Annotated in this window: 13 protein-coding genes; 11 read left to right on the forward strand and 2 right to left on the reverse strand. The window is 70.5% G+C overall.

Translation table 11 applies throughout. The annotated features are described in order from the left end of the window. Positions 1 to 192: 192 nt before the first annotated feature. Positions 193 to 1140, reverse strand: a complete 948-nt coding sequence (locus ACIRJT_RS38015; protein WP_403918996.1) for a LysR substrate-binding domain-containing protein — start codon at positions 1138 to 1140, stop codon at positions 193 to 195. A gap of 171 nt (positions 1141 to 1311) precedes the next feature. Between ACIRJT_RS38015 and ACIRJT_RS38020 the strand changes: the two genes are divergently transcribed. From ACIRJT_RS38020 to ACIRJT_RS38070, 11 genes are all read left to right on the forward strand, one after another. After that, positions 1312 to 2739, forward strand: coding sequence for an aldehyde dehydrogenase family protein (locus tag ACIRJT_RS38020; protein WP_403918999.1), 1428 nt, complete (start codon positions 1312 to 1314; stop codon positions 2737 to 2739). After that, entirely contained in the window at positions 2736 to 3581 is an 846-nt protein-coding gene (locus ACIRJT_RS38025; RefSeq protein WP_403919002.1) for a 2-keto-4-pentenoate hydratase, read from the forward strand. Before ACIRJT_RS38020 ends, ACIRJT_RS38025 begins: the two co-directional genes overlap by 4 nt. Next, positions 3578 to 4351 carry a 2-keto-4-pentenoate hydratase gene (locus ACIRJT_RS38030; protein WP_403919005.1) on the forward strand — a complete coding sequence of 258 codons (774 nt, stop codon included), beginning with the start codon at positions 3578 to 3580 and terminating at the stop codon, positions 4349 to 4351. The genes ACIRJT_RS38025 and ACIRJT_RS38030 overlap by 4 nt, the downstream gene beginning before the upstream one ends. Continuing rightward, positions 4348 to 4785, forward strand: a complete 438-nt coding sequence (locus ACIRJT_RS38035) for a RidA family protein (protein WP_403919008.1) — start codon at positions 4348 to 4350, stop codon at positions 4783 to 4785. Before ACIRJT_RS38030 ends, ACIRJT_RS38035 begins: the two co-directional genes overlap by 4 nt. Then, positions 4782 to 5354 carry a 3-hydroxyanthranilate 3,4-dioxygenase gene (locus ACIRJT_RS38040; RefSeq protein ID WP_403919010.1) on the forward strand — a complete coding sequence of 191 codons (573 nt, stop codon included), beginning with the start codon at positions 4782 to 4784 and terminating at the stop codon, positions 5352 to 5354. Before ACIRJT_RS38035 ends, ACIRJT_RS38040 begins: the two co-directional genes overlap by 4 nt. Continuing rightward, positions 5351 to 6373, forward strand: coding sequence for an amidohydrolase family protein (locus ACIRJT_RS38045; RefSeq protein WP_403919013.1), 1023 nt, complete (start codon positions 5351 to 5353; stop codon positions 6371 to 6373). The genes ACIRJT_RS38040 and ACIRJT_RS38045 overlap by 4 nt, the downstream gene beginning before the upstream one ends. Then, entirely contained in the window at positions 6370 to 7287 is a 918-nt protein-coding gene (locus ACIRJT_RS38050; RefSeq protein WP_403919016.1) for an acetaldehyde dehydrogenase (acetylating), read from the forward strand. Before ACIRJT_RS38045 ends, ACIRJT_RS38050 begins: the two co-directional genes overlap by 4 nt. Then, positions 7284 to 8348: a 4-hydroxy-2-oxovalerate aldolase gene (dmpG, locus tag ACIRJT_RS38055; RefSeq protein ID WP_403919018.1), complete on the forward strand. Its 1065-nt coding sequence runs from the start codon at positions 7284 to 7286 to the stop codon at positions 8346 to 8348. Before ACIRJT_RS38050 ends, dmpG begins: the two co-directional genes overlap by 4 nt. Continuing rightward, entirely contained in the window at positions 8342 to 9577 is a 1236-nt protein-coding gene (gene kynU / locus ACIRJT_RS38060) for a kynureninase (protein WP_403919021.1), read from the forward strand. Before dmpG ends, kynU begins: the two co-directional genes overlap by 7 nt. Before the next feature lie 71 nt (positions 9578 to 9648). After that, complete coding sequence (locus ACIRJT_RS38065; RefSeq protein ID WP_403919024.1) at positions 9649 to 11427, forward strand: hypothetical protein; 1779 nt, start codon at positions 9649 to 9651, stop codon at positions 11425 to 11427. A gap of 50 nt (positions 11428 to 11477) precedes the next feature. Beyond that, a complete protein-coding gene (locus ACIRJT_RS38070) occupies positions 11478 to 12917 on the forward strand; it encodes an amino acid permease (protein WP_403919027.1) in 1440 nt (479 codons plus the stop codon). Between the two features lie 62 nt (positions 12918 to 12979). Here ACIRJT_RS38070 and ACIRJT_RS38075 read toward each other — a convergent pair whose 3' ends face one another. Next, positions 12980 to 13282 (reverse strand): recombinase, encoded by a 303-nt coding sequence (locus ACIRJT_RS38075; protein ID WP_403919030.1) that lies wholly within the window; start codon positions 13280 to 13282, stop codon positions 12980 to 12982. Positions 13283 to 13550: the final 268 nt, after the last annotated feature.

The following is a 13550-nucleotide window of genomic DNA, read 5'->3' on the forward strand; positions in this document are numbered from 1 at the left end:
CGGCCCCTGCACGACGCGAGTTCATTCGCCCTCATACCAGCAGGAAACCACCAACACGACCACTTGCCCAGAGATGTAACAAAGCCCTACTAGGACATGTCCGGGCGATCATGATGCTGGTTAGGGTACGAGCGTGGCCAAGACGAGCGTGACAACGAGACCAGCAGCGTGGTCTGCCTGTGAAAACCACCGCTAACCAACCACCGACGTCCCGTCGAGCGTCTCGCGCAGCAGGACCGCTTCCTGGTCGAGGTGGCGGAGCAGCGCTTGGAGAGCGGGGGTCCGTGTCCGGCGGGCTGCTTCGGTGGTGCCCACCGTACGCCCCACCGAAGGGAGTTCGACCGGGAGCGCGGCGAGGTGCTCGTCCTCGCGCAGGACCAGTTCGGGCAGGAGCGCCACCATGTCCGTCTGGAGCAGCAGCGCCCGCATGGTGAGGATGGACGTGCACTCGACGCGGTCCGCGGGCGGCGTGAGGCCCCGGTCGACGAAGACGGCACCGAGTTCCTGGCGCAGGGCGGTCTGCTCGACGGGCAGGATCCAGGGGAATCCGAGGGTGTCCGCGAGTGTGACGTCCACGGTGTCGAGGAGCGGGTGGCCCGAGCGGACGGCGAGCCGGATCGGCTCCCGGTAGAGCTTCCGTTGGCGCAGCCCGTCCCCTTCCGTGGGGGTCGATCCCACTCGCCCCACGATGACGTCCAGTTCGCCTGCCAGCAGTGCCGGGTGGAGGACGTCCGGGGTCCCCTCCCGAACGACGACGGTGAGCCGGGGCCGTTCCCGTTTGAGCCCTGCGACCGCCCGGGGCAGGAGCACATTGGCTCCGGCCAGCAGGGTACCCACGGTCACGGTGCCGTCCCGTCCCTGCCGGAGTCCGGTGAGGTGGTCCCCGGCCCGGCGAATCTCGGCGACCACGGCGCGGGCGTGCTCCGTCAGGGCTTCGCCGTAGACGGTGGGCCGCATCCCGCGCGGTACACGGACGAAGAGCGGCAGGTCCGCGAGGGCCTCCAGCTCATGAAGGGTGCGGGTCGCGACCGGCTGGGTGAGGTGCAGCGATTCCGCGGCCCGTACGACGCTCCCGTGCTCGTACACCGCGATGAGCAGAATCAGGTGCCGGAACTTCAACCGGCCGTCCAGAAGGTCCATCGCGGCGGGCTCCTTCCGGGTACGGAGGGCGGTTCCCCCCTACCATACCAGGATCGTTATAGCTGACGCGCCGATTGGCATTGGATCGGCATAGCTGGGCGGGTGCACTATACCGGCACACCCGAGGGCGACTTTCGGACATGCCCCGGCTGGATGACGGAGGTCCACAGCGTGAGTTCACCCGTACGGCATTACGTAGGAGGCGGGTTCGACGCGTCCGGCGTGCCGCTCCCGCTCGTTGACCCGGTTACCGGGCGTGTTGCCGGCGAGGTACCGCAGGCGTCCCGGGAGGTGGTCGACCGGGCGGTTCGCGCGGCCCGGGAGGCGTTGCGCGGGCCGTGGGCGGTATGGAGCCCGACCGAGCGGTCGAGGTTGCTGCACCAGATCGCCGACGGGATCGAGGACCGCTTCGAGGAGTTCGTCGCGGCCGAGTGCACCGACACCGGCAAGCCGCGCGCGTTGGCCTCGACGGTCGACATCCCCCGGGCCGTGGCCAACTTTCGCTCCTACGCGGGGCTCCTGACCGGGCGTGGCGAACGGTCCTGGCACACCGCCACCCCGGACGGCCGGGGCGCGCTGAACTACACCGTCCACAAGCCGCTCGGCGTCGTCGCGGTGATCTCGCCGTGGAACCTGCCGCTGCTCCTGCTCAGCTGGAAGGTCGCGCCTGCCCTCGCGACCGGCAACACGGTGGTGGCCAAGCCGTCCGAACTCACCCCCGGCACGGCCTGTCTGCTGGCCGAGGTGCTGGCCGAGGCGGAGGTTCCGCCAGGAGTCTTCAACCTCGTGCACGGCCCGGGCGCGGACGCGGCCGGCCAGTGGCTCACCGAGCACCCGGGGGTGGACGCCGTCGCCTTCACGGGCGAGTCGCGCACCGGATCGATGATCATGCGGGCGGCTGCGGAGCGGTTGGCGCCGGTCTCCTTCGAACTGGGCGGCAAGAACGCCGGACTCGTCTTCGCCGACGCGGATCTGGAGCAGGCGGTCGCCGGCACTCTCCGCTCCGCCTTCACCCACAGCGGGCAGGTCTGTCTGTGCACCGAGCGGTTGTACGTGCAACGGCCCGTCTTCGACGCGTTCGCCGCCGCGCTCGCCACAGGCGCGAAGGAACTTTCCGGCTACGGCCCGATGGTCTCCGCCGCCCACCGGGACAAGGTGCTGGGCCACCTGGAGAGGGCCGCCGCCGACGGGGAGGTCCTGGCGGGCGGCGGGGCACCGCGCTTCGGGGACGAGCGGGACGGCGGCTTCTGGGTGGAACCCACCGTGCTGGCCGGACTACCGGAGGACCACCCGGCGGTACGGGACGAGATCTTCGGCCCGGTCGTACACCTCGCGCCGTTCGACACCGAGGACGAGGCGTTGACCCTCGCCAACGCCGGCCCGTACGGACTGGCCGCCACGGTGTGGACCGGTGACGTGAGCCGCGCCCACCGCGTCGCCCCCGCCCTGGAGGTCGGCACCGCGTGGGTCAACACCTGGAACCTGCGTGACCTCCGTGCGCCCTTCGGCGGTGTGAAGGCGTCCGGGATCGGCCGTGAGGGCGGCGACCACTCCCTCGACTTCTTCTCCGAACCGATGAATGTGTGCGTGAAACTGTGAGTACGACGGACTCCACCGCGACCAGGACGGGCGCCCCACGCGACCCGGTGACGGGGGCCGCCGAGCGGCTCGACGAGGCGCGCCGCACAGGCGTTCCGTGCGCACCGGTCCGTGACCTGCTGCCGCCCGGTGACCTGGAGGCCGCCTACGCCGTCCAGTCCCTCCTGACCGAAGGACGCCTCGCCCGCGGCCGGCGCATCACGGGTTGGAAGATCGGTCTCACCTCGACCGCGGTACAGCGGCAACTCGGCGTTGAAACGCCGGACTTCGGCGCCCTCCTCGACGACACCGCCGTACCGGACGGCGCCGAGATCCCCTGGGGCTCGGTGCTCCAGCCCAGGGCAGAGGCCGAGGTCGCCCTGGTCCTCGAGAGTGACCTCGTACACGAGCGGCACACGGTGGCCGACGTGATCCGCGCGACCGCATTCGTGCTGCCCGCCATCGAGGTGGTCGGCAGCCGGATCCGCGACTGGGACATCTCCGCCGTGGACACCATCGCCGACAACGCCTCCAGCGGCGCGTACGTGCTGGGCACACGACCCGTGCTCCTGCGGGAACTCGATCTGCGGTCCGCCGGCATGGTGTTGGAGCGCCGTGGCGAGCCCGTCTCCACCGGCGTGGGTGTCGCCTGCCTCGGCAACCCACTGCACGCGGCCGTCTGGCTGGCGGACACACTCGTCCGGCTCGGCAGTCCGCTGCGGGCCGGGGACACGGTGCTCACCGGCGCGCTCGGTCCCATGGCCGCCGTCGAGCCGGGTGATGTGTTCGAGGCCCGGATCGACGGGCTCGGGTCGGTGCGCGCGGCCTTCGGGCGCGTCGACACGGAAGGGGCGGTCCGATGAACATCACGGCTCTGGCCGAGTCCCTCGACCGTGCGGCACTGGACGCGCGTCCGCTGCCGGGCGGTGCCACCGGACTGGCGGACACCGCCGAAGCGTACGCCGTTCAGGACGCCCTGATCGTGCGGCGGCTGGACCGCGGCGAGCGGCTCACCGGCTTCAAGCTCGGCTTCACCAGCCTCGCCAAGATGCGGCAGATGGGCGTTGCGGATCTGATCCACGGACGGCTGACGGATCGGATGGAGATCCCCGACGGGGGGCGCTACGACATCTCGGGGCTGATCCATCCGCGGGTCGAGCCGGAAGTGGCGTTCCTCCTGGGGAGCACCCTCCGTCCGGGCGCCGATCCGTTGGCGGCCGTCGCGGCCGTGGCGCCCGCGCTGGAGGTCATCGACTCCCGGTACGACGGCTTCCGGTTCTCCCTGCCCGAGGTGATCGCCGACAACACCTCGGCCGCGGCCTACGCCGTGGGGCCCTGGAGCGAACCGGGCCCCCCGAACACACTGGGCAACCTGGGCGTCCTGCTGGAACTCGACGGACGTCCGGTGGAGACCGGTTCCACCGCGGCGATCCTCGGTCATCCGCTGCGCGCCCTCGCGGCGGCGGTCCGGCTCGCCGGCTCGCTGGAGCCGGGCACCGTGATCCTCGCCGGCGCGGCGACCGCCGCCGTACCGCTGCCTCCCGGTGCACATGTACGGGCGTCGGTCACGGGACTCGGTGCCGTCCAGTTCACCAGCACCACCGCTTCGAGCATCACCGAGGAGGACGCGTGATCGTCCCCGGCGCCGCGCCGCCCCGCGGCCGTTTCCCGCATCTGAGACGCGCGGGCGACTTCGTCTTCGTCTCAGGGACCAGCTCCCGGCGCCCCGACGGCACCTTCGTCGGCGCGAACGTCGACCCGATGGGCGTGAGCGACCTCGACGTCCGGGCCCAGACCAGGGCCGTGCTCGACAACATCGCGGCGTTGCTCGCCGCGGCCGGCGGCGGCCTCGACGACCTGGTGTCGGTCACCACCTACCTCGTCAGCATGAACGACTTCGGAGGCTACAACGAGGTCTACGCCGAGTACTTCGACGAGCACGGGCCGACCCGCACCACCGTCGCCGTCCATCAGTTGCCCCATCCCCACCTCCTGATCGAGATCAGCGGCGTGGCCCACCTCCCCCGGAGCGGCCACCACAACCAGAGCAAGGAACAGCACCGATGACCATGAGACCGTTCAACCTCCAGTCGTGGATCGAGGAGAACCGGCACCTGCTCAAGCCGCCGGTGGGCAATGTCCAGATCTGGCAGGACGCCGATCTGATGGTGACGGTCGTGGGCGGCCCCAACCGGCGCACCGACTTCCACGACGACCCCATCGAGGAGTTCTTCTACCAGCTCAAGGGCGACATGATGCTCCGCGTCATGGAGGAAGACGGCCGGCCGCCGCGCGACATCCACATCCGCGAGGGAGACGTGTTCCTCGCCCCGGCACACCTGCGGCACTCCCCGCAGCGGCCGGAGGAGGACAGCATCGGCCTCGTCGTCGAGTTCGCCCGACCGCAAGGACACCGCGACGCATTCGAGTGGTACTGCATGGAGTGCCACCACTTGGTGCACCGCAGCGAGCTCCAGCTCACCTCGATCGTCGACGACCTGCCCCCGGTGTTCGACGCCTTCTACGCCGACACGGCCGCGCGCACCTGCCCCCGCTGCGCCGCCGTGCACCCCGGCCGGGACTGGCCCGAACGGCTGCGTCCACGCACCCGCCGCGACGAGGAGGCAGGAGCGTGACCGTCGTCGACGTGCACGCCCACGTCTTCCCGGAGATCGGCCGCGCCGAATCCCGGCTGCTCACCGGCTCCGACGACGGCCCCTGGCTGCGCACCAAGGACGGACCTGGCACCGGAATGATGATGGCCGGTCCCACCGAGTACCGACCGGTGAGCCGTACCCTGTGGGACCCGGTGGAACGCGTCGCCGACCTGGACCGGCTCGGCGTGGACGTCCAGGTGCTGTCCAGTACCCCCATGCTGTTCGGCTACGACCTCGAACCCGAGCGCGCCGTCGAGTGGTGCCGGACGGTCAACGCACATCTGCTGCGGTACGCCGAACACGCCCCGGACCGGCTGGCCCCGCTCTGCCAGGTGCCCCTCCAGGACACCGAAGCGGCCTGCGCGATGGTCAGCGATGCCATGGGACAGGGCTTCCGCGGCGTCCACATCGGCAACCACCTCGGCGATCACGACCTCGACCACGGTGCGCTGATCGAGTTTCTCGCCCACTGCGCCGAAGAGGACGCGGCCGTCCTGGTCCACCCCTGGGACCTGCCGTCCGGGCCGAGGTTCTCCCGGTACATGCTGGCCTGGCTCGCGGGCATGGCCGGCGAGACCCATCTGACCATCCTCTCGCTGATCCTTTCCGGTGCCTTCGAACGCCTCCCGGCCTCGCTCCGGCTGATGTTCGCCCACGGCGGCGGCAGCTTCCCGTACCTCCTGGGACGGGCCGACAACGCCTGGCGCCGCCGGGACCTCGTACGCGCCGACAGTCCGCACCCGCCCTCGTACTACACCGACCGCTTCTCCGTGGACTCGGCCGTCTTCGACCCCGGCGCACTACGGCTCCTCGTGGACGTGATGGGAGGGGAGCAGGTGATGCTCGGCTCCGACCACCCCTTCCCGCTCGGTGAGGAGGAGATCGGCCGGCTCGTGCGGGAGAGCGAACTCTCCCCGGCGGAGAGGACCGCCGTCCTCGGCGGCAACGCCGTCCGCTTCTTCGGTCTGGCCCCGCTGGCGAAGGAGGCCGTCCGATGAAGGCAGCCGTGATCGGATCGGGCAACATCGGCACCGATCTCCTCATCAAGATCATCAGAGGATCGGGGAACGTCACCGCCGCCGCGATGATCGGCATCGACCCGGAGTCGGAAGGGCTCGCACGGGCCCGCCGCCTCTCCGTGCCCACCAGCGCGAACGGAGTGGCCGGGCTCCTGGCCCTCGACGGATTCGACGCGATCGACGTGATCTTCGACGCCACGTCCGCCGCCGCCCACCACCACAACGCCGCGGCCCTCGCGCCGTACGGCAAGACGATCGTCGACCTGACCCCCGCGGCGATCGGCCCGTACGTCGTACCGTCCGTCAACCTCGACGAGCACCTCGACGCACCCAACGTCAACATGGTCACCTGCGGCGGCCAGGCCACCGTTCCCATCGTCGCCGCCGTATCGGCGGTGGCACCGGTCCACTACGCGGAGATCGTCGCCTCGATCTCCTCCCGGTCGGCCGGCCCGGGCACCCGCGCCAACATCGACGAGTTCACCGAGACCACCTCCCGCGCCCTCGAACAGGTGGGCGGCGCGGCCCGTGGCAAGGCGATCATCGTGCTCAACCCCGCCGAACCACCGCTGTTGATGCGCGACACCGTCCACTGCGTCGTCGACGACTGCGACCCCCAGCAGGTGACCGCCTCCATCCACGCGATGGTCGACTCCGTCGCCGCATACGTACCCGGCTACCGGCTCAAGCAGGAACCGCAGTTCCGCGCCCTGGCGTCCGACGATCCGCTGACGGCACTCGGCCCGGGCGGGCGGCTCCTCGTCTCCGTCTACCTGGAGGTCGAGGGCGCCGCCCACCACCTCCCGGCCTACGCCGGAAACCTCGACATCATGACCTCCGCCGCGCTGCGCACCGCCGAGCGCCTGGCCGAACGGAACCGGGCCCCCCGATGACCAAGGTCTACGTCCAGGACGTCACCCTGCGGGACGGCATGCACGCCGTGTCGCACCGCTACACCCTCGAACAGGTCCGGGCGATCGCCGCCGCTCTCGAAGCAGCCGGTGTCGACGCCATCGAAGTCGCCCACGGCGACGGCCTGTCCGGCTCGTCCGTCACCTACGGTCCCGGCGCACACACCGACGAGGAGTGGCTGGAAGCCGCGGCCGACGTGCTCGACCGCGCCAGGCTCACCACCCTGCTGCTGCCCGGCATCGGCACCGCCGACGACCTGCGCCGCGCCCACTCCCTCGGCGTCACCTCCGTCCGCGTCGCCACCCACTGCACCGAGGCGGACATCTCCGCCCAGCACATCGGCCTGGCCCGCGAACTGGGCATGGACGTCTCGGGCTTCCTGATGATGTCCCACCTGACCCCGCCCGCCGAACTGGCCGCACAGGCCCGCCTCATGGAGTCGTACGGCGCACACTGCGTCTACGTCACCGACTCCGGCGGCCGGTTGACCATGGACGGCGTACGGGACCGGGTCCTCGCCTACCGCGACGCCCTCGATCCGGCCACCGAGATCGGCATCCACGCCCACCACAACCTCGGCCTGGGCGTGGCCAACAGCATCGTGGCGGTGGAAGCGGGGGCGTACCGCGTCGACGCCTCCCTCGCCGGGCAGGGCGCCGGCGCCGGCAACGCGCCGTTGGAGCCGACGGTGGCGGTGTTCGACCTCATGGGCTGGGAACACGGCTGCGCGCTGTTCCCGCTCATGGACGCCGCCGAAGAGCTCGTACGACCGACGCAGGACCGGCCCGTGCGTGTCGACCGGGAGACCCTCACCCTCGGGTACGCCGGGGTGTACTCCAGCTTCCTGCGGCACGCCGAGAACACGGCCCTACGCCACCGGCTCGACACCCGTGACCTGCTGGTCGAGGCCGGACGGCGGCGGCTGGTCGGCGGGCAGGAGGACCTGCTCACGGACATCGCGCTCGATCTCGCCGGGGACCGCGAAGCCACCCCTGCCCCCGGGCGCGCCCCCTCACACGACGACGGAGACACCCCATGCTGACCGAACGCGCCACAGCACTCGACGCCGCCGACCCCCTCGCCCACGTCCGCGCCCGCTTCCTCCTCCCCGAAGGCATCGTCTACCTCGACGGCAACTCCCTGGGCGCCCTTCCCGCCGCCGTCCCGGCGGTCGTCGAGGACGCCGTGCACCGCCAGTGGGGCACCGACCTGATCCGTTCCTGGAACGGCAACGGCTGGTGGGAGGCGCCGACCCGGACCGGCGACGCACTCGGCCGACTGATCGGCGCGGCCCCAGGACAGACCGTCGTCGGAGACTCCACCAGCGTCCAACTCTTCAACACCCTGCTGGCAGCCGCCCGGATGCGGCCCGGACGCCGACTGCTGCTGACCGATCCCGACCACTTCCCCACCGACCAGTACATCGCCGACTCGGTTGGCCGACTCCTCGGGCTCGACGTCCGCCGAGTACCGGCCCGCGAGGCCGCCACGGTGCTGGCCGACGAAGCCGGGAACGTCGCCGTGGCCGCCTACGCCCCGGTGGACTACCGCACCGGCGAGCTGTACGACATGGCCGCGCTCACCGCCGCCGCGCACGCCGCCGGCGCCCTGATGCACTGGGACCTGTGCCACGCGGCCGGCGCCCTCTCCGTCGAACTCGACTCCATCGAGGCGGACTTCGCGGTCGGCTGCGGCTACAAGTACCTCTCCGGCGGCCCCGGGGCGCCCGCCTTCGCCTATGTCGCCCGGCGGCACCAGCCGGACTTCGACCACCCCCTCACCGGCTGGCACGGACACGCGGAGCCGTTCGCCATGGCAGGTACGTACACCCCTGGGGCGGACATCAGCCGGGCCCGGATCAGCACTCCGCCGCTGTTGTCACTCCTCGCCCTCGAAGCCGCGCTCACCGCCTTCGACGGGGTGGACATGACGGCGGTACGGGAGAAGAACCTCTCCCTGACCGGGTTCTTCCAGGAGTGCGCCGACGAACTCCTCGACGGCCTCGGCTTCACCATGGCCACCCCGCGCGACCCGGCCCGCCGCGGCAGCCAGGTCGCCCTGCGCCACTCGGAGGCGTACCCGCTGGTGGCCGCGCTCACCGCCCGCGGTGTGATCGGCGACATGCGTGCCCCGGACCTGCTCCGGTTCGGATTCAACGCCCTCTACGTCACCCACGCGGACGTCCTGCACGCCGTCCGCGAACTGCTCGCCGTCGTGACCGACGGCGACCACCGCAGCCCCGAATTCCGGCAGCGCCCCACCGTCACCTGATTCGTCCCGCGCGCCCGCCCCAGGGGCACACGGCACATCCCGCTCCCTTCCTGCTCCGATTGGACCGTCAGATGCGTCCCCTCCGCAGAAACGCCGCCCTCGCCGCGGTGGTCGCCGCCGCCACCACGGCCACTCTCCTCGCTCCCGGTGTCTCCGGCGCGGACACCACCGGCGCCACGGCCGTCGCCGCCACCGACCCCGACATCCTCGACGCGTGCGAGGACCGCCGCCCCGGGCCGGCCGACCCCGGCTCGTACGGCATGCAACTGGACGGCAGCTTCCGGCATCCCGCGCTCACCCCGGTCGACGAGCAGAACGAACACTCCTTCCCGGGCCGCAACAAGAAGTACGACACCCGTTCGTACATCAAGAACATGAAGGTCGAAGCCGCCTACGAGGGAGCCGACTTCACCCCCGACTACTTCCATACCTGGCAGAACATCGTCGACTTCGACGGCCGCCGCTACCTCTTCCAGTACAGCCGCTCCGACGGCCGCGTCTACGACATCACCGACGTCAAGAAGGTCAAGGTGGTCGAGAGGATGAGCCGCGAGGACGTGGGCGGCGACGAGACCCGGGCGAACGGCGACTGGGCGGCGCACGACTACTGGGGCGCGTCCACCATCCAGTGGAACAAGAAGCTGAACGCGTACGTCATGGTCCAAAGCTTCGAGAGCAGACGCAAGATCTCGGAACTCTCCGACCACCCGCCCAAGGACAAGTTCAACAACCCGGAGGGCGTCGCGAAGCTGCGGGCCAAGCCGGGGCTCAAGGGGTTCAAGGTCTTCCGCCTGGACGGCCCCCGCAAGAAGGACTGGAAGCTGCTGACGACGGTTTCCACCGACTCCACCCAGGCGAGCCCCCTGAACACCGACCCGGCCACGGCACAGCAGGGCTCCGGCTCGATCGACGTGCCGCACTGGACCGGCGAGAAGTACATGTTCATCGCCGCGGCGCCGAACGACACCTACTCCGGCACCGAGTACCCCACCAATCTGCACTCGGCGGGCTACCAGTCCTGGGACATGTCCGACCCGGCCCGTCCGAAGCTCCTCGACACCTGGCACCTGCCGGGCCAGCGCACCGGCGAGGAGGCCGCGTACCGGAACAACCCGCGCTGCGGGAACCGGACCAGTTGGATGGGCGCCCGGATGCCGCTCTTCCTCCCCAAGCCCGTCGAGAAGGGCGGACGCTACGCCTTCGCCGCCATGGGCGGCTACGGCCTGACGGTACTGGACGTCTCGAACCCCTCGAACATGAAGACCGTCAGCCACCTGGACCTGCCGGCCTCCGTCGCGGGCACCGAGGGTGACAACATCGACGTCTCCCAGTACGAGAAGACCGGAATGATCTACTACTCGGGCTACCCGCTCACCGAGGACTGCTACGAGCCCTACAAGGACGTCTACCAGATCGACGCACGGGATCCGAAGAAGCCCCGCGTCGTCGGCGTCCTCCCCCGCCCGACCCCGCCGAAGGCCGCCGGCATCGACGACTACTGCCAGCGCCGCGGCAGCTTCGGACCCAAACGCACCGGCTACTACACCAACCCGGGCCGGCACACCCCCGGTGTCCTGAGCTACGGCTTCTACAACGCGGGCGTGCAGTTCTTCGACGTCTCCAAGCCCGCGTCGCCGGAGATATCGGCGTACTTCGTCCCGAAGGCGTACGGCCCCTCCACTGCGGACTACGCCTACGGCAACCAGACCCACGGCGTGTACGTGGAGTGGGACCGCAACATCGCGTGGACGCTGACCAACCACGGCATCTACGCACTGTCGTCGCCGAAGGTCCTGGGCAAGCCGGACCTGAACGCACCGGCGGAGCCGTTCCGCACCAGCGAATTCTGAGTCGCTGCCCCTCTCCCTCCCCCATCACCTTCCAGAAGGGCCCCACCGCCATGGCCGCACCCAGCGACTCCGCACCGCTCGCCCCGCCCTCCGAAGCCGACGGCACCAGACCGTCGCCCGCCGGTGAAGGACTGGTCCGCTCCCTCACCCACCGGCAGACCACCATGATCGGGCTGGGCTCCGCGCTCGGCACCGGACTCTTCCTCGGCTCCAGCACCGCGATATCCGTGGCCGGCCCCGCCGTGATCGTCGCGTATGCGATCGGCGCGGTCCTGGTCGCCATCATCGCCGTCCTGCTCGGCGAGATGTCCGCCGCCCATCCGGTCCAGGGTTCCTTCGGCACCATCGCGCACCGCTACCTCGGCCCGTGGGCCGGGTTCCTCAGCCGCTACCTGTACTGGTTCAGCGCCGTGGTCGTCATCGGTACGGAGGTCGTCGCCTCCGCGCTCTACATCCGCTGGTGGTGGCCCGAGGTGCCGATGTCGGCGGCGATCCTGGTGGTCGCCGCGATCGTCCTCGCGGTCAACATCATCAGTGTGAAGTCCTTCGGCACCACGGAGTTCTGGCTCTCCAGCATCAAGGTGATCGCGCTCTGCGCGTTCATCCTCTGCGCCGCACTGCTGGTCTTCTTCGGTCTGCCCGACACGGAGGCTTCCGGCTTCGCCAACCTCTCCGACGACGGTGGCTTCATGCCGCACGGCCTGGAATCCATCTGGCTGGCCATGTCCGTCGTGATGTTCGCGTACGCCGGGTTCGAGGTCGTCGCCATCGCCTCCGCGGAAGCGGTCGACCCGCAGCGCACCATCCGTACCGCGATGCGCCAGCTGGCCTGGCGGCTGAGCTTCTTCTACCTTCTCGCCATCACCCTGGTCCTCGCGCTGATCCCGTGGCGCAAGCTGGCGGAGGGGGACGGAAGCGTCGAGGCGAGCCCCTTCGTGCGGGTCTTCTCCGAGGTCGGCGTGCCGGCCGCGGCGACCCTCACCAACGCGGTCGTGCTCATCGCGGCCATGTCGGCCGCCAACGCCCACCTGTACGGCGCATCCCGGCTGCTGCACTCGCTCGGAGACGACGGCCTGGCCCCGGCGCCGACGGCCAAGCTGAGCAAGCGCGGCGTCCCCGCGATCGCCCTGGCCGTCTCGTCCCTGGGTATCGCCGTCGCCGCCTTGCTGGCCTTCTACGACGTCAGCGGCCTCTTCAACATCATGATGTCGATCGCCATCTTCGCCGTCCTCCTGGTGTGGCTGCTGATCGTCGCCTCTTACATCGCCTTCCGACGCCACCGCAAGGCGAACCCCGGGGAGTTCACCGGATTCAGCGTTCCGGGCGGCGGGAAGCTGGCGGTCGTGGCCGTGGTCGGGGTGCTGACCGTCGCCGCCACGGCGGTGGAGGTCCCCGACATGCGCCAGGCCGCCGGTATCGGCCTTGCCTTCACCGCGGTGCTCTTCGCTTGCCACGGCCTGCTCACCTTGCGCCGGACACGGCAGAGGTAGAGGCCCGCCCAAAGGGCACTACCCCCGCTCATCCAACCCTCGAAAGCCGCACGGTACGCGTCTCACACCTCGCGGGGCGTCGCTGTTCCCCGGCGGCGCCCCGCGGGACGTCCGGGCCGATCACGCAGCTGGATGGAGCCCACGCGGTGAGCCCGGGAAGTGGCCTTCCCCGGTCCCGCGAAGTAGCGGTCCAGCATCGTCGGAGAGAGCTGCCACGGCACGAGGTCATGGTGCTCGTGGATCTCCAGCACTGGCTTGACCAGCTGGTCGACCGTGGACGGCATCAGCCCGGCTGCGTCGCGCGCCCACTGGTACTCCCCGCTCGTCCTGCTGCTCGGCTCGGCCGGCGAGGCCGGTTCTGCCAATGGCGTCGAGCGTGGTCAGCAGGCTCGACAGCGTCAGCTCCGCATCGGCGGCCGACCCGTCGTCGAACGCGGTCCCGTGCGCGCGGGCCGAGACCGCATGGCGTCGGCGCTCCTGGCCAGTGAACTCACATCGGCGGTCGGCAGTCCAGCGCGTCAGGTCGAGGCACGATCCGTGGAGCCCTGTCAGCACACCCCTCGTCCGCGTGCCAGCTCGCCGCCGTCACGGGTCAACGGTCAGGCTGGCGCTCCCTGGAAGACGCCGGGCTTC

It is taken from the genome of Streptomyces sp. NPDC102283, from assembly GCF_044766265.1.
Taxonomy (GTDB): domain Bacteria; phylum Actinomycetota; class Actinomycetes; order Streptomycetales; family Streptomycetaceae; genus Streptomyces.